The organism is Massilia sp. CFBP9026, from assembly GCF_034045165.1.
Classification (GTDB): Bacteria; Pseudomonadota; Gammaproteobacteria; order Burkholderiales; family Burkholderiaceae_D; genus Telluria; species Telluria arenae.
Genome location: NZ_JAXCWH010000006.1, coordinates 317,505 through 339,371, shown reverse-complemented (window position 1 = coordinate 339,371; position 21,867 = coordinate 317,505). Strand labels below are relative to the sequence as shown.

Annotated in this window: 24 protein-coding genes; 4 read left to right on the top strand and 20 right to left on the bottom strand. The window is 63.9% G+C overall.

The window, feature by feature from the left end:
* Positions 1-20 precede the first annotated feature (20 nt).
* Positions 21-1,241, top strand: coding sequence for an acyltransferase family protein (locus SOM28_RS17070; RefSeq protein ID WP_320468813.1), 1,221 nt, complete (start codon positions 21-23; stop codon positions 1,239-1,241).
* A gap of 2 nt (positions 1,242-1,243) precedes the next feature.
* On the opposite strand, the gene SOM28_RS17065 is transcribed toward SOM28_RS17070, so the two are convergent.
* On the bottom strand, positions 1,244-1,831 hold the full coding sequence (locus tag SOM28_RS17065; protein WP_320468812.1) for a phasin family protein: 588 nt from the start codon (positions 1,829-1,831) through the stop codon (positions 1,244-1,246).
* 192 nt (positions 1,832-2,023) lie between these two features.
* On the opposite strand from SOM28_RS17065, the gene SOM28_RS17060 reads away from it, so the two are divergent.
* Positions 2,024-2,836: a hypothetical protein gene (locus SOM28_RS17060; protein ID WP_123067892.1), complete on the top strand. Its 813-nt coding sequence runs from the start codon at positions 2,024-2,026 to the stop codon at positions 2,834-2,836.
* Between the two features lie 58 nt (positions 2,837-2,894).
* Here the strand turns inward: SOM28_RS17060 and SOM28_RS17055 are convergent, their stop codons facing one another.
* Positions 2,895-3,806, bottom strand: a complete 912-nt coding sequence (locus SOM28_RS17055) for an ion transporter (RefSeq protein WP_320468811.1) — start codon at positions 3,804-3,806, stop codon at positions 2,895-2,897.
* Positions 3,807-3,839: 33 nt separating this feature from the next.
* Entirely contained in the window at positions 3,840-4,394 is a 555-nt protein-coding gene (locus SOM28_RS17050) for an NADPH-dependent FMN reductase (RefSeq protein ID WP_320468810.1), read from the bottom strand.
* Between the two features lie 238 nt (positions 4,395-4,632).
* On the opposite strand from SOM28_RS17050, the gene SOM28_RS17045 reads away from it, so the two are divergent.
* Both SOM28_RS17045 and SOM28_RS17040 read left to right on the top strand, forming a co-directional pair.
* Entirely contained in the window at positions 4,633-4,992 is a 360-nt protein-coding gene (locus SOM28_RS17045; protein ID WP_109347086.1) for an NADH-quinone oxidoreductase subunit A, read from the top strand.
* Between the two features lie 6 nt (positions 4,993-4,998).
* The gene (locus SOM28_RS17040) at positions 4,999-5,184 is read left to right on the top strand and encodes a hypothetical protein (RefSeq protein ID WP_123067889.1); all 186 of its coding nucleotides are present in this window, start codon (positions 4,999-5,001) and stop codon (positions 5,182-5,184) included.
* A gap of 41 nt (positions 5,185-5,225) precedes the next feature.
* Here SOM28_RS17040 and SOM28_RS17035 read toward each other — a convergent pair whose 3' ends face one another.
* From SOM28_RS17035 to nuoE, 17 genes are all read right to left on the bottom strand, one after another.
* A complete protein-coding gene (locus SOM28_RS17035; protein ID WP_320468809.1) occupies positions 5,226-5,534 on the bottom strand; it encodes a hypothetical protein in 309 nt (102 codons plus the stop codon).
* A 2-nt stretch (positions 5,535-5,536) separates the two neighbouring features.
* Positions 5,537-6,802 carry an MFS transporter gene (locus SOM28_RS17030; RefSeq protein ID WP_320468808.1) on the bottom strand — a complete coding sequence of 422 codons (1,266 nt, stop codon included), beginning with the start codon at positions 6,800-6,802 and terminating at the stop codon, positions 5,537-5,539.
* A 56-nt stretch (positions 6,803-6,858) separates the two neighbouring features.
* Positions 6,859-7,377, bottom strand: coding sequence for a 2-C-methyl-D-erythritol 2,4-cyclodiphosphate synthase (gene ispF, locus SOM28_RS17025; protein WP_123067886.1), 519 nt, complete (start codon positions 7,375-7,377; stop codon positions 6,859-6,861).
* Positions 7,378-7,396: 19 nt separating this feature from the next.
* Positions 7,397-8,134: a 2-C-methyl-D-erythritol 4-phosphate cytidylyltransferase gene (ispD, locus tag SOM28_RS17020; protein ID WP_320468807.1), complete on the bottom strand. Its 738-nt coding sequence runs from the start codon at positions 8,132-8,134 to the stop codon at positions 7,397-7,399.
* On the bottom strand, positions 8,131-8,820 hold the full coding sequence (locus SOM28_RS17015; protein ID WP_320468806.1) for a hypothetical protein: 690 nt from the start codon (positions 8,818-8,820) through the stop codon (positions 8,131-8,133). The genes ispD and SOM28_RS17015 overlap by 4 nt, the downstream gene beginning before the upstream one ends.
* A 29-nt stretch (positions 8,821-8,849) precedes the next feature.
* Entirely contained in the window at positions 8,850-9,404 is a 555-nt protein-coding gene (locus SOM28_RS17010; protein ID WP_320468805.1) for an NUDIX hydrolase, read from the bottom strand.
* A gap of 190 nt (positions 9,405-9,594) precedes the next feature.
* Positions 9,595-9,921, bottom strand: coding sequence for a DUF2818 family protein (locus SOM28_RS17005; protein ID WP_320468804.1), 327 nt, complete (start codon positions 9,919-9,921; stop codon positions 9,595-9,597).
* Positions 9,922-9,924: 3 nt separating this feature from the next.
* Positions 9,925-11,439 (bottom strand): NADH-quinone oxidoreductase subunit NuoN, encoded by a 1,515-nt coding sequence (gene nuoN, locus SOM28_RS17000; RefSeq protein WP_183407308.1) that lies wholly within the window; start codon positions 11,437-11,439, stop codon positions 9,925-9,927.
* 6 nt (positions 11,440-11,445) lie between these two features.
* On the bottom strand, positions 11,446-12,948 hold the full coding sequence (locus tag SOM28_RS16995; RefSeq protein ID WP_320468803.1) for an NADH-quinone oxidoreductase subunit M: 1,503 nt from the start codon (positions 12,946-12,948) through the stop codon (positions 11,446-11,448).
* Between the two features lie 22 nt (positions 12,949-12,970).
* Positions 12,971-15,082 (bottom strand): NADH-quinone oxidoreductase subunit L, encoded by a 2,112-nt coding sequence (gene nuoL, locus SOM28_RS16990; RefSeq protein WP_320468802.1) that lies wholly within the window; start codon positions 15,080-15,082, stop codon positions 12,971-12,973.
* Positions 15,083-15,121: 39 nt separating this feature from the next.
* Positions 15,122-15,430, bottom strand: coding sequence for an NADH-quinone oxidoreductase subunit NuoK (gene nuoK, locus SOM28_RS16985; protein WP_123067878.1), 309 nt, complete (start codon positions 15,428-15,430; stop codon positions 15,122-15,124).
* Positions 15,427-16,107 carry an NADH-quinone oxidoreductase subunit J gene (locus tag SOM28_RS16980; RefSeq protein ID WP_123067877.1) on the bottom strand — a complete coding sequence of 227 codons (681 nt, stop codon included), beginning with the start codon at positions 16,105-16,107 and terminating at the stop codon, positions 15,427-15,429. Before SOM28_RS16980 ends, nuoK begins: the two co-directional genes overlap by 4 nt.
* Positions 16,108-16,130: 23 nt before the next feature.
* Positions 16,131-16,619, bottom strand: coding sequence for an NADH-quinone oxidoreductase subunit NuoI (gene nuoI / locus SOM28_RS16975; protein WP_123067876.1), 489 nt, complete (start codon positions 16,617-16,619; stop codon positions 16,131-16,133).
* Between the two features lie 9 nt (positions 16,620-16,628).
* A complete protein-coding gene (gene nuoH / locus SOM28_RS16970; RefSeq protein ID WP_123067875.1) occupies positions 16,629-17,720 on the bottom strand; it encodes an NADH-quinone oxidoreductase subunit NuoH in 1,092 nt (363 codons plus the stop codon).
* On the bottom strand, positions 17,720-20,062 hold the full coding sequence (gene nuoG / locus SOM28_RS16965) for an NADH-quinone oxidoreductase subunit NuoG (protein WP_320468801.1): 2,343 nt from the start codon (positions 20,060-20,062) through the stop codon (positions 17,720-17,722). Before nuoG ends, nuoH begins: the two co-directional genes overlap by 1 nt.
* A 21-nt stretch (positions 20,063-20,083) precedes the next feature.
* Positions 20,084-21,379: an NADH-quinone oxidoreductase subunit NuoF gene (nuoF, locus tag SOM28_RS16960; RefSeq protein WP_123067873.1), complete on the bottom strand. Its 1,296-nt coding sequence runs from the start codon at positions 21,377-21,379 to the stop codon at positions 20,084-20,086.
* A complete protein-coding gene (gene nuoE, locus SOM28_RS16955) occupies positions 21,376-21,852 on the bottom strand; it encodes an NADH-quinone oxidoreductase subunit NuoE (protein ID WP_147933134.1) in 477 nt (158 codons plus the stop codon). The genes nuoF and nuoE overlap by 4 nt, the downstream gene beginning before the upstream one ends.
* Positions 21,853-21,867 lie beyond the last annotated feature (15 nt).

Sequence of the window (21,867 nt, the reverse complement as noted above, 5' to 3'; positions counted from 1 at the left end):
CATCATGACAAGAGCGCGCCATGCAGCCAACCACTTCCGCCGGCAATCAACGCCTGTACTTCCTCGACTGGGTCCGTATCCTGGCCTTCTTCGTGCTGATCGCCTATCACGTGGGCATGTACTACGTGAGCTGGGGCTGGCATGTGAAAAGCCCGCATGCCGGGACCGGCCCGGAACCGTTCATGCTGCTGTCCTCTCCCTGGCGTCTGAGCCTGCTGTTCTTCGTGGCCGGCGCGGCCTCACACTTCATGCTGCACAAGACCGCTCCCGGCGCCTTCGTGCTCCGGCGCAGCCTGCGCCTGCTGCTGCCACTGCTGTTCGGCATGCTGGTCATCGTGCCGCCCCAGCCCTGGCTCGAAGTGGTCGAAAAACTCGGCTATGCCGACGGCTTCGTGGCCTTCATGCGCCTCTACCTCGTCGGCTACGGCGGCTTCTGCCAGGACGGCTGCCTGGTCCTGCCGACCTGGAACCACCTGTGGTTCGTTGCCTACCTGTGGGTCTACACGCTGGTGCTGGCCGCCTGCACGGCGTTGCTGGGCAATGCCCGCATCGAGGCGCTGGCCCGGCGCACCGCCGCCATATTGAAAGGCTGGAAGCTGCTGGTGCTGCCGGCGCTGTTCCTCGCCGTGGTGCGCATCCTGCTGGCCGACCGCTTCCCGAGCACCCACGCCCTGGTCGACGACTGGTTCAACCACGCCACCTACCTGCCGATGTTCCTGCTGGGTGCCCTGGTGGCAGGCAGCTGCCCCGTGTGGGAACGCATGGAGGGCGTGCGCTGGATCGCGCTCGGCATCGCGCTGGCCGGCTGGGCCGCCATCGTGGCCTGGTACGCCGCGCCCCACCATGAGCACAGCGCGCAGATGATGTCGACCTGGGTTCCCATCATGCGCTGCGTGTACACGCTGTGCGCCTGGAGCGCCATCGTCGCGGCTTGCGGTTTCGCGCGCCGCCACCTGGACCGCGACGGGCCGGCGCGGCGCTACCTCACCGATGCGGTATTCCCGGTCTATATCGCGCACCAGACCCTGATCGTGGTCATGGCGCACGCCTTCAAGCCGCTGAACCTGGCGCCCGGCGTCGAGGCGCTGCTGCTGATGGTGCTCACCGCCACCGGCAGCTTCGCGCTGTACGAGATCGTGCGCCGCCTGCCCTGGGCGCGGCCGCTGTTCGGCCTGGCGCCGCGGGCAAGGACGGCGCGCCTGCCGGCAGCGACGCACGGCCAGGGGCTGGCGCCGCGCTGATCTCAGTGCGTCGCGCCCGCTTGACGCACCTGCTGGCTGGCCTGTGCAGCCTGCTGGGCCGCCTGCTGGCTGGCCTGCTGTGGCGACTGGGCCGGCTGCAGCGCGCCATCGCCACGGGCATGGATCGCACCATCGGCGCGCGTGAACGGATCGGTCATGGTGCGCAGCGCTTCCTGCTGGCTGCGGATGCCGCGCTCGGCTTCCTCGGCCGAGGTGCGCGCCACTTCGTCGACCACGGCGCGCGCGGTGCGGGTGGTGTTCTGCACGTGCTGCTCGGTCACGCGCGCCAGCTCGACCTGGGCGTCGGTGGCCAGGCGCGAGATGTGCTGCTGGTAGGCGCGCAGCTTCTCGGTGGCCGGCTGGGCCCGCGCCGAGGCCGCGCCCAGCAGTTCGGACTGGCGGTCGACGCTCAGCACGTGCTGGCTGGCCAGCGTGGTTTCCTCCAGCATGGTCTGGGCCAGCTGGATGTTGAGCTCACACATCTGCTGGAAGGAACGGAACAGGGATTTGGACATCTCGTTGACGAAGGCGGTCTGGGCGTCCATATGGGTGCGCACGGCCGGCGTCACGGATTGCGGAAACGGATACATGCATGCCTCTCTGTGGATGAATGAGATCGAATGTAAATTGGCGTGCCTGGGCACGAACAACCAGACTAAAGGTCTCCCACTCGTGCACAGTTGAGGTGCACCAAACGTGCAGGCTCCCCCACAAACCGGGCTGGCCCGATCCTTGCATGTCAGAAAGCACCCTGGATTCCAAGGGCTTTGTGGGAGGTAAAGATGATTGGACAGAACGATGTAGTCGAATTCGCGGGCATGCCGGGCTGCACGGTCCGCGTACTGTGGATCGACCAGCCGCAGGCGCTGGCCTGGACCTATCAACTGGGCAGCCATGCCGCCATGCCCGAACCGACGCCGGTGGCAACGCTGGAAGAAGCGCTGGCATCCGGCCGTGCGCGGCGCCTGCTGGTCGACCCGTTCGCCGCGGCGCCCCCGCGCGAACCGGTGCCGCAGGGCTATCTGAACTTACAGGCCAAGGCCTGGTCGGCCGTGCGCGCCCTGCACACCGACCGCCAGGCGCTGTACGATCCGCGCCAGCGCGCCACGCTGATGGCCGGCTACGCCGCCGCCCACGGCATGTCGAAATCGAGCATCCTGCGCTACCTGCGCCGTTACTGGGAGCGCGGCCAGACGCCCGACGCCCTGCTGCCGGACTACGGCAATTCGGGCGCCCCGGGCCGCACCCGCGCAGTCACGGCCGGCATCAAGCGCGGCCGTCCGCGCAAGGGCGCGGGCACCGGCACCAATGCCGATGAACGGATGCGTGCGATCTTCCGCGCCGCCGCCGCGCGCTATGCCGCCAGCAACGACGGCTTCTCGCGCCGCGCCGCCTATCGCCAGATGCTCGAGGATTTCTTCCAGGACGTCGACGCCGGCGCGCAGCCCAGCTTCGGCCAGTTCAACTACTGGCTCGAGCGCGACGCAGCCGTGCCGCCGCCGGTCACGCTGGCGCGCCCTGCGCCGCCGCGCGCGCCGGTGCATGCACCAGTACACGCACCGTCGCGGTACACGATGCACGCTGCAATGGCCTGAGCGTTCGCGGTGCACCGCTCGCCATCATGGTGCGCGGTGCGCGCGCAGTAAGGTTGTACTACCCTTCCGCCGGCGCCAGCGGCGCGCCGCAATCCTTGCAGAAGTGGGCGCGCGGGTCGTGGTCGCCGCTGCCGCAGGCGCCACACTGGCGCGGCGTGCCGCGCGGGGCGTGGCGTGACATCTTCTGCGACGTCATCTCGGCTGAGACGATCCCGGTCGGCACCGCCAGGATGCCCCAGCCCAGCAGCACCATGAACGAGGCGATCGCCTTGCCCACCGGCGTGTGCGGCACGATGTCGCCGTAGCCCACCGTGGTGATGGTCACCGTGGCCCAGTACATCGACATCGGGATGCTGGTGAAGCCGTTGTCCGGCCCCTCGACCACGTACATCACGGTGCCGAGGATCAGGATCAGCATCAGCACCACCGACAGGAACACCATGATCTTGCGCCGGCTGGCGACCAGGGCTTCGCCGAGGCGCGTGTATTCCTCGATATACAAGGTCAGCTTGAAGATGCGGAACACCCGCAGCAGGCGCAGGATGCGCACGTCGAGGAACACCTGGCTGCCGGGCAGCAGCAGCGACAGATAGGTCGGCAGCACCGACACCAGGTCGATGATGCCGTAGAAGCTGCGCGCATAGCGCACCGGGCGCTGGATGCACACCAGGCGCGCGATGTATTCGATCGTGAACAGGATCGTGAAGCCCCATTCGAGCACCGAGGTCACGCCGGAATACTGGCTGTAGATCGAGGGCACGCTGTCGAGGATCACCACCAGGATGCTGAGCAGGATCAGGATCACCAGCACGATGTCGAAGCGTCGACCGGCCGGCGTGTCGTTGCCGAAGATGACATCGAACATGCGCGCGCGCCAGCCGTCCGGCGGGCGGCCCAGCAGCGTGGGAAGGTCGCGCGGCGGGGTTGGCACGAACTTGCTATCGATCTTGCTGTCGGTCGCGCGAATCATCTGTAGTAGTTTCCCGCCGGCGCAGCCAGGCCATTATTTGGCATGCTGCTCCACCCAGGCGCCAAAGGCGGCCATGAATTTCTGGAAGAAGGCGCGCGACGATTCGTCGACCAGCTTGTCTCCCTCGTACTTGCCGGCGACGCCGCCAACATAGGCTTCCGGCGCCGGCATGGTCGGCATGTTCAGGAAAGGCAGCATCTGGCGCAGGTGGTGGTTGGCGCCGAAGCCGCCCAGCGCGCCCGGCGAGACGCTGACGATGGCGCAGGGCTTGTCGGCGAAGGCCGCCTTGCCGTAGGGACGCGAGCCGACGTCAATCGCGTTTTTCAGCGCGCCCGGCACCGAGCGGTTGTATTCCGGGGTGCAGAACAGGATGCCGTCGGCCTGGCGGATGGCATCGCGGAAGGCCGCGAACGTGCTAGGAGGCGGATCGGTCTCGTCGTCCTCGTTATACAGCGGCAGGTCGCGCAGTTCGACGATCGTCAGTTCGAGTCCTTCCGGCGCCGATTCGATCAGGCTATGGGCGACGCGGCGGGTGTACGAATCCTTGCGCAGGCTGCCGACGAGGACGGCGATTTTTTTCGAGGCCATGGTGCTCCTTTTGGTTTTGGATGAGGTCGATTTGCCAACCCCTGATGATAACCAGTTTGCTTCGCGCACGGAGCGGATCGATGCCAGTTACGCGTAAATACCGACGTAAACACAGTAATTGCACGCAAAATGCCTGGTTGGCAACAGGGTTATATGCGGTTAGAATCGAGCCCAACTTTGCCTGTCGAGGCCGCATCATTCCTTTATCAACCCACGCGCATCACCGCGCAGCAGAACCATGAATCTCGAAGAATACTTCCCCGTACTCATGTTCATCATCATCGGCATCCTGGTCGGCGTCGCGCCCCAGGTGCTGGGCCGCGTGCTGGGTCCGCACCGTCCCGATCCCGAGAAGCTGTCGCAGTACGAGTGCGGTTTCGAAGCCTTCGGCGATGCGCGCATGCAGTTCGACGTGCGCTTCTACCTGGTCGCGATCCTGTTCATCCTGTTCGACCTGGAAGTGGCCTTCCTGGTGCCTTGGGCGGTCGTCGTGACCGACATCGGCTCGACCGGTTTCTGGGCCATGATGGTGTTCCTGGGCCTGCTGACGATCGGCCTGGCCTACGAGTGGAAAAAAGGCGCGCTGGACTGGGATTAAGCCGCGATGGACGCCATGCTGTTCGTGAACCTGGTGATCGGCATCGGCCTGCTCGATGCCGCCTGGCGCTCACACAAGAACGCCAAGCCGCGCACCGCGGCGCTGCTGGCGACCATCGCAGGCACCGGGATCGCCCTGAGCCTGTTCGTGCTGGCCACCGGGGTCGGCGTCCCTCCTCCCACCATCGACTGAATATCGAAGGCCGCAATTCGCGGCCTTTTTTTTCGTCCCGTTTACAGCCGCAAGCGCCGGTACATCTGCAAGAAGCTCGCCACCTTTGCCTTGCTCATGACTGTCACCGGGTCGCCATGCCAGGCGTACAGGAACGGTTCGCCACCCTGGCGGTCGCTGATCCGTACGGACAGCAGGAAACGCGTGCCCACGGGATAGCGCGCCGTGTCGAGCAGGCTGCGCGAACACTGCACCCGCATATCGGTCGCAAAGGCCTGCCCCGACACCGGCCGGATGCGCGGCTTGCCGCTGCGCGGGTCAAGCGCCGATTCGACCGCCACCTCACGGTAGGCCCAGGCGTCGCGCGCCATGATCAGGCTCGCGCCAGCTTGGGCGCGCGCACCACGGCGGCTTCGCGGATCGGCAGGTTCACCAGCGCCGCTGCCAGCGCGAGCATCATGTCGGCATACCACATCCAGCTGTAGTCGCCCGTGTGCACCACGGCCAGTCCGCCCAGCCAGGCGCCGAAGAAGCCGCCGATCTGGTGCGACAGCAGGGTCATGCCGAACAGGGTCGCCAGGTAGCGCACGCCGAACAGCTTGCCTACCAGGCCGGCCGTCGGCGGGACGGTGGCCAGCCAGGTGGCGCCGAGCGCGGCGGCGAACAGATAGAAGGTCCACTCGGTCTTCGGCGCCAGCAGGTAGATGCCCACCAACACCGCGCGGCTGGCATAGATCCAGAACAGCAGCGACTTCATGCGGTAGCGCGAGGCCAGCATCCCGGCGCCCAGGCTGCCGGCGATGTTGAACAGGCCGATCAGCGCCAGGGCCGTGGCCGAGACGCTGGCCGGCAGGCCGCACATCGCGACTTCTCCCGGCAGGTGGGTGACCAGGAAGGCGATGTGGAAGCCACAGGTGAAAAAGCCCAGGTGCAGGCAGATATAACTGCGGTCGCGCATGGCCTGGCGCAGCTGCTGGCCGAGCGCGATCGTGGGCGCGGCCGGCTGGGACACGGCAGGCGCAGCGGCAGGAGTAGTAACAGGGACGGCGGCGGCTTTCCTGCCGCGCAGCGGCCAGGCCAGCGGAATGGTCAGCAAGGTGGCCGCCGCCATGGTGAGCATGGCCCAGATCCAGCCGGCGCCGGCGATGATGGCGCCCATCAGCGGCGCAAACACGAACTGGCCAAAGGAGCCGCCGGCGTTGATGAAGCCCGAAGCAAAGGCGCGCCGCTCGGCGGGCAGGCGCTGGGCGGTGGCGCCGATCAGGATCGAGAAGCTGCCGGCGCCTGCCCCGGCCGCCGACAAAAAGCCCATCGTGAGCAGCAGCGCCCACTGCGAATCGACGAAGGGCGTGGCGGCGGTGCCCACCGCCAGCATCAGGCCGCCGAGGGCGATCACCCTGCCCGGCCCGTACTTGTCGGCGACGGCGCCGAACACCGGCTGGGCCGCGCCCCACATCAGCTGGGCCACCGCCATCACGAAGCTGATGCTGGCCACGCCGAGCCCGGTCGCGGTATTCAGCGGCGACAGGAACAGGCCGCTGGTCAGCCGCGCGCCCATCGTGATCATCATGATGGCGCTGGCGACCAGGATCAGGGTCCAGGCCGCGCGCGGCGACAGTGTCGGGTTGGCGTTGGTCATCAGGCAATTATAGATTGCCTTTTCGACCTTTGCCGAACCCCGTCAATACTACTCTGCTACGACTCCGTCGCGGCCCGGATCAAGAGCGCCGTCGAGTGCGCCGCCATGCCCTCTTCGCGGCCCAGGTAGCCCAGCTTCTCGTTGGTCTTGGCCTTGATGTTCACCTGCTGCGGCGACACGCCCAGGTCTTCGGCGATGCGCGAGACCATCAGCGGGATGTGCGGCGCCATCTTCGGCTGCTGGGCGATGATGGTGGCGTCGATATTGCCGATGGTATAGCCCGAGTTCAGCACGCGGTGCGCGACTTCGCGCAGCAGGGTGCGCGAATCGGCGCCGGCGAACATCGGGTCGGTGTCCGGGAAGTGCTTGCCGATGTCGCCCAGCGCGGCCGCGCCCAGCAGCGAATCGATGATCGCATGCAGCAGCACGTCGGCGTCGGAATGGCCCAGGAGGCCCAGGCGGTGCGGAATGGTAACGCCGCCGACGATCAGCTTGCGGCCTTCGACCAGCGCGTGGTTGTCGTAGCCGGTGCCGATGCGAAACGGAGGATGAGGATTATAGGATGCGAGTGCCATGGTGTGTGGTTCGTGTCGTTCAAATGGTGGAATCGAGCGCCAGGTACATCTCGGCGATGCGGATGTCGGATGGCAGCGTGACTTTCAGGTTGCACGGATGGCCTTCGACCAGTCTCGGGGCCAGGCCCAGCGCCTCGACCGCGCTGGCGTCGTCGGTGATCGCGGCCGGGTCAAGGGCCGCGTCGAGCGCGCGGCACAGCAGCGCGTAGGAAAACATTTGCGGGGTCTGGGCCAGCCACAGCCCGTCGCGCGGGACGGTCGCGACACGGTCGGCGTCCCGGCGCTTGACGGTATCGACCACCGGCAGTGCCAGCAGACCGCCGGCCGCATGGTCGCCGGTCTCGACAATCAGGCGTTCGATCAGCGCGGCATTCAGGCCCGGCCGGGCGGCGTCGTGGACCAGCACGCGGTCTTGTGCACCGATCACATCGCGCAGCGCATGCAGGCCGTTGCGGATCGACTCCATGCGGGTCGCGCCGCCGCAGCGCAGCACGGTGACGCGGCTGCCCTGTTCGTTTGCGTCGGGCAGCACGCCGTCGATGAAGGGATCGTCCGCGCTCACCACCACATAGGTGTGGGCGATCAGCGGGCTGGAAAGGAAGGCGTCGACCGTGTGGCGCAACATGGGCTTGGCGCCGATGGCCAGATATTGCTTGGGGCTGCCGGCCGCCATGCGGGCGCCGACGCCGGCCGCCGGAATGAGGGCGACGTGCTGCCGCGCTGCCGTGTTCGTTTCGTTTGCTTGCTCGGTGGTCATGAACTGCTTCGTGTTGCCTGTCTAAGCAAAGACTGTACCTCACCTGCGCAAACCTTGCCCAGGCGAGCGTATTCCTGCGGCGTATCAATGGCCGCCTGCAATACTTCGACCTTTTCCATCTCACGTTTAATGTAGGGCATCCAGCTGCGGTCGACTTCGCGCTGGAGCAGGGATCGCGCTTGTCCAATCGGCGCATACAGCGGCTTGCCGGCGAAGCGCGCCGCCAGCCGGGCGCGGACGATGGCTTCGGCCTTCGGCAAAAAATCCTGGTAGGTCTGCAGGTGGCGCATCTCGTGGGCCAGCACTTCGCGGTAGGCACACGATCCCGGCGGGAATTCGCGGCTGACATAAATCACGATGGGCGCGTAATACAGGTTGACGTCGATGCGCGGCGCCACGCATTCATGGCCGCTGGCGCGATCCGTCAACATGCGTCCGCCGACCTTGATGCTCACCCGCGCCTCGGTATGCGTCAGGCCCAGCACCCAGGAACCCCGGCGCACGCTGCCTTTCAGGCGCGTCAGGTCATAGTAGGAACGCGTATTGTCGATGCGGTAGCCTTCGCCACGGCTGGACAGCACCGAGATCGTCTCGCCGATGGTGTCCTCGCATTGGGCCTGGAACGGGGTGCGGGCCTGGGCTGCGGCCGGGGCGGCGGCTAGAATCGCCAATGCAGCCGACAGCAAGGACAGGCTCCGACACGGCCGCATGATCGTCAGGCAGGCGTCCAGTCGCCGGCCAGGATCTTCTCGAGCCAGAAGGTGCCGATGATGGTCTTGACGTCGGTGATCTCGCCCTTGCGCACCATCTCGAGCAGCTCGGGCACGGTGGCGCTGAAGATCTCCAGGAACTCGCCGGCGTCGAGCTGCTGCTCGCCCGCGGTCAGGTCTTCAGCCAGGAAGATCTCGAGGTGCTCGTCCGAATAGGCGATCGCGTTATGGATGGTGCAGACGAAGCGCCAGCGTCCCGCCGTGTAGCCGGTTTCTTCCTTCAGCTCGCGCTTGGCGCATTCGAGGTGGTCTTCGCCCGGATCGATCTTCCCGGCCGGGAATTCAATGAACACCTGCCCGTTCGGATAGCGGAACTGGCGCTCGAGCAGCACGCGGCCATCGGGCAGCAGCGGCAGGATCACGACGGCGCCAGGATGGCGGAAGAACTCGCGCTGACTCTCCGAGCCGTCCGGCAGGCGGATGCGGTCTTTCTCGACTTTCAAAAAATGGCCGTCGTAGACGACGCCGCCGTCGATGCGGGTTTCTTTCAGATCCGGCACTTTTCACTCCAGTTAGTTGAGACTGCAATGGTAAGAATCATAAGCGAAACCCGCGCCGCACGAGATATTGTTAGCCCAAAAACGTCGTTCCCGCGGAGGCGGGAACCCAAGTGTGCTCGCGTTATCGATACGCTGACAAACTTGGGTTCCCGCCTGCGCGGGAACGACGTGCCTGCTTTAACTAATGAACTTAACGACGCTTGCGCATATACCGCATCACGAACCCGGGAAACGCCAGCACCAGGAACATGCAGCCAGTGACCGCATAAAACTCCCAGGTCTGCACGAACACCGAGCCGATACGCGATTCCAGCAGCTTCGCGACCAGTCCGACGATGAAGTACAAGACCACCAGCTCGAGCAGGCGCAGCGCGAAAGCCTTGTTGCGGAGCTCCCCCGCTGCCGCCTTGCCGGCCGGGACCGGCACGAAGCCGAACAGGCGCTCGTTCACGAACGGCAGATTGGCCCCCGCCAGCGCGAGGGCAATCACCAGCAATGCGGCCAGCGAGCTATCCATGGCTTAATTCGCCAGGGTCGCCTGCATGGCGCTGTAGCAGATCGCCAGCAGGCCGCCCGGCACCACGCCCAGCGCGACGATGGCGACGCCGTTGAGCGACATGATGACGCGCATATCGGTCGGGGTCGAAATCGCTGCAGTGTCCACCGCTTCGTCGAACCAGATGGTCTTGACGATGCGCAGGTAGTAGAACGCGCCGATCAGCGAGAACATCACGGCCACGACGGCCAGCCACACCATGCCGGCGTCGGCGACGGCCTGGATCACGGCATACTTGGCGATGAAGCCCACCATCGGCGGCACACCGGCCAGCGAGAACATCAGGATCGTGGCGACGATCGCGAACCATGGGCTGCGCTTGCCGAGACCCTTGAAGTCGCTGATCAGTTCCGCCTCATGGCCGGCGCGCGCCAGCATCATGATCAGGCCGAAGGTACCCACCGTGGTCAGCACGTAGATGATGGTGTAGTACATCGCGGCGCTGTAGGCGGCTGCGGCATTGGTGGTGTCGCCATCGACGTTGCCGACCACCAGGGCCAGCACCACGAAGCCCATCTGCGCGATCGTCGAGTAAGCCAGCATGCGCTTGATATTGGTCTGCGCGATCGCGGTGACGTTACCGAAGGCCAGCGACAGCACGGCGACCACCAGCAGCATCTGCTGCCAGTCGAAGGCCATCGACGGCAGCGCTTCGGCCAGCAGGCGGATCACGATGGCGAAGGTGGCGATCTTCGGCGCGCCGCCCAGCAGCAGGGTCACGGCGGTCGGGGCGCCCTGCACCACGTCCGGCACCCACATGTGGAATGGCACCACGCCCAGCTTGAAGGCCAGGCCGGCCACCACGAACACCAGGCCGAACACCAGGATGGTGCGGTTGGCGGTATCAAGAGCGGTCACTTGCGCGATGGTATTGATGTCGAGCGAACCGGTCGCGCCATAGATCATCGAGATGCCGTACAGCAGGAAGCCCGATGCCAGGGCGCCCAGGATGAAGTACTTCATCGCGGCTTCGGTCGAGATCGCGTGGTCGCGGCGCAGAGCCACCAGCGCATACAGCGACAGCGACATCAGTTCCAGGCCCAGGTAGATCGACAGCATGCTGTTACCCGAGATCATGATCATCTGACCGAGCATCGAGAACAGCGCGAGCGTGTAGAACTCACCGCCCAGGTTGCCCGACATCATGCCGCGCTCGCCGGCGTACTGGCGCGAGTAGACGATGGTCATGGCCGTGGCCAGGTAGGTGAACATCTTGAGCAGGTTCGACATCGGATCCGACACGTACATGCCACTGAAGGTGTACACGGTCGCGCCCGAGTCGAAATCCATGAAGGAGAAGATCGCGCAGCCGCCGATCGCCAGCAGCGACAGGCCATAGGTCAGGTTGCGCTTGCCCTCTTTCAGGAACAGGTCGATCAGCAGGATCGCCGACGTCGCGATCAGCAGGAAGATTTCGGCATAGACCGGCGCCAGATTGGTGTCGGCAGCCGATAACAGGGTCGAGTTCATTTCATTCATGGCGTTTTATTGAGGCACTTTGCTGACTGCGACGTGCTGGAGCAGGTCGGTGACCGAGACTTGCAGCGTCTCGGCGATCGGCGCCGGGTACAGGCCCATCGCCAGGGTGGCGATTGCCAGCACCGACAGGATGGCGAACTCACGGCCGTTCAGGTCGGTCAACGCGGCGACTTTCTTGTTGGCCACTGGCCCGAAGATGACGCGCTTGACCATCCACAGCGAGTAGGCCGCGCCCAGGATCAGGGCGGTACCCGATGCGACACCGGTCCAGAAGTTGAACTCGACCGCGCCCAGGATCACCATGAACTCACCGATGAAGCCCGAGGTCGCCGGCAGGCCGGCATTGGCCATCGAGAACAGCACGACGAAGGCAGCGAACTTCGGCATCGTGTTCACGACGCCACCGTAGTCGGCGATTTCACGCGAGTGCACACGGTCGTACAGCACGCCGATACACAGGAACATCGCGCCCGACACGAAGCCGTGCGAGATCGCCTGCATCAGGCCGCCCTGCACGCCCAGGTCGTTGAACATGAAGAAGCCCAGGGTCACGAAGCCCATGTGCGCGATCGACGAATAGGCGACCAGTTTCTTCATGTCTTTCTGCACCAAAGCCACCAGGCCGATGTAGATCACGGCCACCAGCGACAGGCCGATGACGACCGGCGCCAGGTACTGGCTCGCGTCCGGGGTGATCGGCAGCGAGAAGCGCAGGAAACCATAGGCGCCCAGCTTCAGCATGATCGCGGCCAGCACGACCGAACCGCCGGTTGGCGCTTCGACGTGGGCGTCCGGCAGCCAGGTGTGCACCGGCCACATCGGCACTTTCACGGCGAAGGCCATGAAGAAGGCGATGAAGATCAAAACCTGCTCTTTCATCGTCAGCGGCAACTGATGCCAGGCCAGGATGTCGAACGATTGCGACTGGGTGTACAGGTAGACGATCGCGACCAGGGTCAGCAGCGAACCGAAGAAGGTGTACAGGAAGAACTTGAATGCCGCATACACCCGGTTCGGGCCGCCGAACACACCGATGATGATATACATCGGGATCAGGGTGGCTTCGAAGAAGAAGTAGAACAGCAGGCCGTCCAGCGCGCAGAACACGCCGATCATCAGGCCCGACAGGATCAGGAACGAGCCCATGTACTGGGCCACGCGCTCTTCGATCACCTGCCACGCCGCCAGCACCACGATGATGGTGATGAAGGCGGTCAGCGGCACGAACCACAGCGACAGGCCGTCCACGCCGAGGCGGTAGAAGACGTTGAAGCGATCGATCCAGGCCGCCTGTTCATAGAACTGCATGCCGTGGGCGGCGTTGTCGAAATTGGCGATCAGCGGGATCGTCGGCAGCAGGCTGACGACGGCGCCGACCAGCGACATCATGCGCACCATCCCGGCGTTCTTGTCGCGGCCGATGGCCAGGACCAGCACGCCGAACAGGATCGGGAGCCAGATTGCCAGGCTCAGGTACGGTGGAAACGTAGAAATTGTTGACTGCATCATTTTTCTTTATCTCTGCCTGTGATTAACCGCGCCAGAACGGGAAGAAGTACAGCATCGCTGCCAGTACGCCGACGATCATCACGAATGCATAGTGATAGATGTAACCGGTCTGCGCGCGCTTGGTGACGGTCGAGAACCAGGCCACCACTTTGGCGCTGCCGTTGACGACCAGGCCGTCGATCAGGCCGCGGTCGCCGACATTCCACAGGCCCTTGCCCACGCCCAATGCGCCGCCAGCGAAGAACTTCTGGTTGAACGCATCCATGTAGTACTTGTTGTCCAGCAGGGTGTGCAGCGGCTTGAGCTTGGCATAGAACCAGGCCGGAACGCGCGGATTGACCATATAGCAGTAGTAGGCGGCAACGACGCCTGCCAGTGCCAGCCAGAACGGTGCGGTCTGCAGGCCGTGCAGGGCCATCGCGCCGGCGCCATGGAACATCTCGCCCAGTTCCGCCATCGCAGGGTGAGCAGGATTGACCGTGATCACGCCATCGAAGAAGTTACCGTGCAACATAGGACCGATCGCCAGGTAGCCGATGACGACCGACGGGATTGCCAGCAGGATCAGCGGCAGGGTCACGACCCATGGCGACTCGTGCGGCTTCTGGCCTGGGGCCAGGCCGTGGTGGCCGTGGTCATCGTGTTCTTCTTCGTGGTGCGCGTCCGAATCGTGCTTGGCGTGCGGATCCGAGTGATCGTGCGCAGCAGCTTTGGTATGCGCGTGATCGTCATGATGATCGTGTGCATGTGCTTTACCAAAACGCTCTTCGCCATGGAACACCAGGAAATACATACGGAACGAGTAGAACGCCGTGACGAACACGCCGGCCAGCACCGCGAAGTTGGCGAAGCCCGAACCCGGCAGCGTGCTTGCGTGCACCGCTTCGATGATCGAATCCTTCGAGTAGAAGCCCGAGAACAATGGGGTACCGATCAGGGCCAGCGAACCGATCAGCGAGGTGATCCAGGTGATCGGCATGTACTTGCGCAGGCCGCCCATGTTGCGCATGTCCTGGTCGTGGTGCATGCCGATGATGACGGAACCCGCGCCAAGGAACAGCAGCGCCTTGAAGAAGGCGTGGGTCATCAGGTGGAAGGCGGCGACCGAGTAAGCCGACACGCCCAGTGCAACCGTCATGTAACCCAGCTGCGACAGCGTCGAGTAAGCGACCACGCGCTTGATGTCGTTCTGGATGATGCCCAGGAAGCCCATGAACAGCGCGGTGATCGAACCGATGACGATGATGAAGCTCAAGGCGCCATCCGACAGCTCGAACAGCGGCGACATGCGCGACACCATGAAGATGCCGGCGGTAACCATGGTCGCAGCGTGGATCAGTGCCGAGATCGGGGTTGGGCCTTCCATCGAGTCAGGCAGCCAGACGTGCAGCGGGAACTGCGCCGATTTACCCATCGCGCCGATGAACAGGCAGATACAGGCGGCGGTCAGCAGCGGCCAGTCGGTGCCAGGCACGGTCATCAGGGCCAGTTGGTCGGCTTTTTCGAACACTTCGGCGTAGTTCATCGTGCCGGCACTGGCCAGGATCAGGCCGATACCGAGGATGAAGCCGAAGTCGCCCACGCGGTTGACCAGGAAAGCCTTCATGTTCGCGAAGATCGCGGTCGGACGGGTGTACCAGAAACCGATCAGCAAATACGAGACCAGGCCCACCGCTTCCCAGCCGAAGAACAGCTGCAGGAAGTTGTTGGACATGACCAGCATCAGCATCGCGAAGGTGAACAGCGAGATGTACGAGAAGAAGCGGTTGTAGCCGTCGTCTTCGGCCATGTAGCCGATCGTGTAGATGTGGACCATCAGCGACACCGAGGTCACGACGCACATCATCATCGCGGTCAGGGTATCGATCTGGAAGCCGACCGCCAGCTTGAGCGTGCCGACCGTCATCCAGGTGTAGAGATCTTCATTCAGCTTGAAGCCGTCGAGCGTGGCCATCAGGGTTTGCACCGAGATGATCAGCGCGATCAGCACGCCGAGGATGGTCGCCGTATGCGAAACCTTGCGACCGACCACATTGCCCAGGAACTTGGTACCGAGCAGGCCGGCAATCGCCGAGCCTGCCAACGGCGCCAGAGGCACCGCCAGTAAGAGTGAGGTTGAAATTTGCCCCGCCATGTTGAACCTTATTCGTTATTAGTTATCGAGCCGAGCTCATCAGCCTTTGAGGCTGTCGAGGTCTTCCACGTTGATCGTGTCCAGGTTACGGAACAGGACCACCAGGATCGCCAGGCCGATTGCAGATTCGGCGGCCGCGACGGTCAAAATGAAGAACACGAAGATCTGCCCCGCCGCGTCGCCCAGGTAATGCGAGAACGCGATGAAGTTCAGGTTCACTGCCAGCAGCATCAATTCGATGGCCATCAGCAGAATGATGATGTTCTTCCGGTTCAGGAAGATGCCGACCACCGAGATCGCGAACAGGATCGCGCCCAGGATCAGGTAGTGTGCGAGCGTCAAAGTCATTTTGGCTCCTTCGGTTCGGCGGCGGCGGCGGCAGCGGCTGCGGCTGCTGCGGCCTTCTCGACGTTCGCTGCGTCGATGGCGCGCTGGTTGACCGTCTCGACCTTGACGATCTTCAGACGGTCGTTACGCTTGACGCGAACCGCTTGGCCCGGGTCGATGGCTTTGGTGTCCTTGCGGCGGCGCAGGGTCAGGGCGACGGCGGCGATGATCGCCACCAGCAGCACCACGGCGGCGATTTCGAAGCCGTAGATATAGCGGGTGTAGATCTGCAGGCCCAGTTCCTTGGTGCCGCCGATGTTCAGCGCGGCAGCTTCCGGCGTTTGCTGGAAGTTGCTGTAGCCATGCCACAGGACAGCGCCCATCTCGAGCACGATCAGGCCGCCGACGCCGGCCGCCACGGGCAGGTAGCCCCAGAAGCCTTCGCGCATGCGGTCGATATTAATGTCGAGCATCATGACGACGAAGAGGAACAGCACCATGACGGCGCCCACATAGACCAGCACCAGCACGATGGCGAGGAATTCGGCCTTCAGCAGCAGCCAGATGCCGGCCGCGTTGAAGAAGGCCAGCACCAGGAACAGCGCGGCGTGGACCGGATTCTTGGCGGTGATAACGCGCAGCGAGGCCAGCACCATGATGGCCGCGAACACGTAAAACAGAACAGTTGTAAATGTCATGACTTACCCAGGACCCTTATGTTTTAGCGGTACTTCGCGTCCGCCTCGCGGGCGGCGGCGATGTCGGCTTCGTAGCGGTCGCCCACGGCGAGCAGCATCTCTTTGGTGTAGTAGAGATCGCCGCGTTTTTCGCCGTGATACTCGAAGATGCTGGTTTCCACGATCGAGTCGACCGGGCACGATTCTTCGCAGAAGCCGCAGAAGATGCACTTGGTCAGGTCGATGTCGTAGCGCGTGGTGCGGCGGGTGCCGTCATCGCGCTGCGACGATTCGATCGTGATGGCCATGGCCGGGCACACTGCTTCGCACAGCTTGCAGGCGATGCAGCGCTCTTCCCCGTTGGGGTAGCGACGCAGCGCGTGCAGGCCGCGGAAGCGGTTCGACATGGGAGTCTTTTCTTCCGGGTACTGGACCGTGATCTTGCGCGACAGCGCATATTTCCCGGTCAGGGCAAGGCCCTTGATCAACTCGGTCAGCATCAAGCTGCCGAGGATTTCTTTCATTCGAGACATGTCCGTTCCTTACTTCCAAATATTCCACGGCGTCTGCATCCAGACGGCAACGACGACCAGCCAGATCAGGGTCAGCGGGATGAACACTTTCCAGCCCAGGCGCATGATCTGGTCGTAGCGGTAGCGTGGGAAGGTACCGCGGACCCAGATGAAGAAGGTCACGAACAGGAAGGCTTTCAGGAACAGCCAGAAGAAGCCGATGAAGCCGCCAATGGTGCCGCCCACTTCCAGGAAGGCGAACGGCGCCGACCAGCCGCCCATGAAGAACAGCGAAGCCAGGGTACCGATCAGGATCATGTTGCCGTATTCGGCCAGCATGAACATCGCGTACGACATGCCCGAGTACTCGACCATGTGGCCGGCCACGATTTCCGATTCGCCTTCGATCACGTCGAACGGGTGACGACCGCACTCGGCCAGGCCCGACACGAGATAGATGATGAACAGCGGGAACAGCGGCAGCCAGTTCCACGACAGGAAGTTGATGCCCATGTCGGCGAACATGCCCACTTGCTGGCCGGCGACGATGCCCGACAGGTTCAGGGTGCCCGAGACCATCAGCACGACCACCAGCACGAAGCCCATCGGGATTTCGTACGAGATCATCTGTGCCGAGGCGCGCATCGCGCCCATGAACGAGTACTTCGAGTTCGAGGCCCAGCCGGCGATGATGATGCCGTAGACTTCGACCGAGGTGATCGCCAGCAGCAGCAGCACGCCGGCGTTGACGTCGGCCAGCGCGAATTGCGGGCCGAACGGCACCACCGACCAGGCGGCCAGCGCCGGCATGATGGTCATGATCGGGCCGATGATGAACAGGTTGCGGTTCGCCTTGGCCGGGATCACGATTTCCTTGATCAAGAGCTTCAGGCCATCGGCCATCGGCTGCAGCAGGCCGCCAGGACCGACGCGGTTCGGGCCGATACGGATCTGGATCCAGCCGATGAATTTACGTTCCCACAGGGTGGCGTAGGCGATCGCGATCATCAGCGGTGCGACCACCGCGACGATCTTGATGATGGTCCAGACCAGGGGCCAGACCGGGCCGAGCAGGTCGGCGCCGCCGGCGTTGAATGAATCGATGTAACCGGGCGTTGCCATTACTTGCCCTCCCCTGCTTTTTCAACTTGGATGGAACCGAACATCGCGCCGAGCGTGGCGACGGCCGGATGGCCGGCGGCGACACGCACCGCGTTCGACGGCAGGGTCTTGTCGACGCTGGCGACCAGGACGGCCGAACCGTTGCCTTGCGTGACCTTGACCTTGTCGCCGGCAGTGACGCCGATCGATTCGGCGACCGACGTCGACAGCGTGACCAGCGGCGCATTCGCGTCGGCGGTGCGCTGCAGCGGCTCGGAACGGCGGGCCAGCGCGTCGGTGAAGTACACCGGCACGTCGGTCAGGCGCTCGAGCTGGCCGGCCGGGGCATAGCTGCCCGCGGTCGGGACCAGGCTCGCCACGTTGTTCAGCTTGGCCGACAGATCGGTATTGCCCTTGCCGAAGGCTTCGTCGCGGATCGATTCCGAGGTCTCGTAGTCGAAGCCGGTCAGGCCCAGCAGGTTGCCCAGCACGCGCAGCACTTTCCAGGCCGGACGCGCATCGCCCAGTGGACGCACGGTGCCGTTGAAGCTCTGTGCACGGCCTTCGCAGTTGACGAAGGTGCCCGAGGTTTCCGAGAACGGCGCGATCGGCAGCAGCACGTCGGCGTAATCCATGCCGTGCTTGAAGGCCGACATCGCGACCACCATCTCGGCGCCCTTCAGGGCGGCGACGGCTTGTTGCGGGTTGGCCGCATCCAGTTCCGGTTCCGCGTTCAGCAGCACATAGGCTTTCTTCGGCGTGGCGAACAGCGATTCCTTCTTGCCCGAGACAGCGCCCACCAGGTGGCCGCCGACGGTGTTGGCGGCGTCGACCAGGTAGCCGAACGAGCAACCGGTCTGCTCGGCGATCCACTGCGCGGCGGCGTGGATCTGCGAAGCTTGCGGGTGTTGTGCAGCGGCGTTGCCCAGCAGGATAGCGCCTGGGACTTCGACGTCACCGACGACGACCAGCGAGGCGGCGATGGCACGCGCGTGCTCCGACGCTTCGATGCCTTCGAAACCGGCCGGCACGGCGATGTTCTTGTCGGCGGCGATGGCGACCACGACTTCCGACAGGGCGACCAGCCAATCGCTCGGTGCGGCGACCAGCTTGTGGGCGACCTTCATCAGCAGTTCTTCATCGCTGCCACCCAGCACCGACAGGCGCAGGCCGGCCTTGCTGGCGGCGCGCAGGCGGGTGGTGACCAGCGGGTGATCCTTGCGCAGGAAGGAGCCGATGACCAGGGCGCGCTTCAGGGTCGACAGTTGCGCGATCGGCATGCCCAGCCATGGGGTCACCTGGCCGTCCAGCGCGAAATCGCTCTGGCGCAGGCGGAAGTCGATGTTCTCCGAACCGAAGCCACGGAAGGCCTTGTTCAGCAGGTACAGTTCTTCCACCGTCGAGTGAGCGGTGGCGACGGCCGCGAGGCTGTCGGCGCCGTGCTCGTGGCGGATATTGCGCAGGCCGTGAGCAACATATTCAAGGGCGGTCGACCACTCGGTCTCGATCCACCTGTTGTCCTGCTTGATCATCGGGCGGGTCAACCGATCGGCATTGTCCAGCGCCTCGTACGAGAAACGCTCTTTGTCCGACAGCCAGCACTCGTTGACCGCTTCGTTCTCGAGCGGCAGCACGCGCATGACTTTGCCGCCCTTGACCTGGACGATCAGGTTGGCGCCCAGCGAATCGTGCGGCGACACCGACTTGCGGCGCTGCAGTTCCCAAGGACGTGCCGAGTAGCGGAACGGCTTGCTGGTCAGCGCGCCGACCGGGCACAGGTCGATCATGTTGCCGGACACTTCCGAGTCGACGGTCTTGCCGACGAAGGTGGTGATCTCGGAGTGTTCGCCGCGGCCCAGCATGCCGAATTCCATGACGCCGGCCACTTCCTGGCCGAAACGCACGCAACGGGTGCACTGGATGCAGCGCGACATCTCTTCCATCGAGATCAGCGGGCCCGCTTCTTTCGGAGCCACCACGCGTTTTTCTTCTTCGTAGCGCGAGCCGCTCTTGCCGTAGCCGACGGCCAGATCCTGCAGCTGGCATTCGCCGCCCTGGTCGCAGATCGGGCAATCCAGCGGGTGGTTAATGAGCAGGAATTCCATCACCGACTTCTGGGCCTGCACGGCCTTGTCGCTGTGGCTGCGCACGATCATGCCTGGCGACACGGGCGTGGCGCATGCTGGCAGGGGCTTGGGCGCCTTCTCCACTTCGACCAGGCACATGCGGCAGTTCGCTGCGATCGACAATTTCTTGTGATAGCAGAAGTGTGGAATATAGGTGCCGAGTTTGTTTGCGGCGTCCATCACCATGGAACCCGGTGGGACTTCGACTTTCTTGCCGTCTAATTCGATTTCAACCATTTGATCGTTACCTGACCTGGTTTAAAGGTATGCGGGCACGAGGCAGTGCTTGTGCTCGATGTGATATTCAAATTCCTGGCGGAAGTGCTTGATCATCGCCTGGACTGGCATCGCAGCCGCATCGCCGAGCGCGCAGATGGTGCGGCCCTTGATGTTGTCGGCGATGTTGTTCAGCAGATCCATGTCTTCCGGACGACCCTGGCCGTTCTCGATGCGATGGACCATGCGGTACATCCAGCCGGTGCCTTCACGGCACGGGGTGCACTGGCCACACGATTCTTCATAATAGAAGTACGACAGGCGCAGCAGCGACTTGACCATGCAGCGGGTCTCGTCCATGACGATGACGGCGCCCGAACCCAGCATCGAACCGGCTTTCGCGATCGAATCGTAGTCGAGGTCGGTCTGCATCATCAGATCGCCAGGAACGACCGGCGCCGACGAACCGCCAGGAATGACGGCCTTGATCTTCTTGCCGCCGCGCATGCCGCCAGCCAGTTCCATCAGGGTCGCGAATGGCGTGCCCAGCGGGACTTCGTAGTTGCCTGGACGCTCGACGTCGCCCGAGATCGAGAAGATCTTGGTGCCGCCGTTGTTCGGCTTGCCCAACGCCATGTAGTTCTCGGCGCCGATGTTCAGGATGAACGGGACGGCCGCGAAGGTCTCGGTGTTGTTGATCGTGGTCGGCTTGCCGTACAGGCCGAACGAGGCCGGGAACGGCGGCTTGAAGCGCGGCTGGCCTTTTTTGCCTTCCAGCGATTCGAGCAGCGCGGTTTCTTCGCCGCAGATGTAGGCGCCGTAGCCGTGGTGGGCGTGCAGCTGGAAGCTGAACTCCGAACCCAGGATGTTATTGCCCAGGAAACCCGCCGCGCGCGCTTCTTCCAGCGCTTCTTCGAAACGCAGGTAGTCTTCGAAGATCTCGCCGTGGATGTAGTTGTAACCCACGGTGATGCCCATCGCGTAGGCGCCGATGGCCATGCCTTCGATCAGCGCATGCGGGTTGTAGCGGATGATGTCGCGGTCCTTGAACGTGCCCGGTTCGCCCTCATCTGTATTGCAGACGAGGTATTTCTGGCCCGGGAACTGGCGCGGCATGAAGCTCCACTTCAGGCCGGTCGGGAAGCCCGCACCGCCGCGGCCACGCAGGCCCGAGGCCTTCATGTCGGCGATGATCTGCTCAGGGGTGATCTTTTCTTCGATGATGCGGCGCAGCGCCGAATAGCCGCCACGATTGACGTAGTCGGCCAGGTGCCAGTTTTCGCCGTTCAGGTTGGCGAGGATCAGCGGTTTGATGTGACGGTCGTGCAGGCTGGTCATTTGTTCAGGTCCTCAAGCAGGGCGTCGATCTTGGCGTCGCTCATGAACGAACACATACGGTGGTTGTTCACCAGCATCACCGGTGCGTCGCCGCAGGCGCCCATGCACTCGCCTTCCATCAGCGTGAACTTGCCGTCGGCGGTGGTGTCGCGGAAGTCGATGCCGAGCGCGTCCTTGATGCGCTGGGCCGCGCGTTCGCCGCCCGACAGGGCGCATGGCAGGTTGGTGCACACGGTGATCTTGTGCTGGCCGACCGGCTTGATGTTGAACATATTGTAGAAAGTCGCCACTTCCTGCACGGCGATGGCCGGCATGCCGATGTAGTCGGCAATCTCTTGCATGGTTTCAGGCGACAACCAGCCCAGTTCGACCTGGGCATGGGCCAGCGAAGCCATCACGGCCGACTGGCGTTGATCGGCTGGGTACTTGGCCAGCTCGCGATCGATTTTTTGATAGCACTGCGCGGATAACATAGTTTTTCTCTGCCC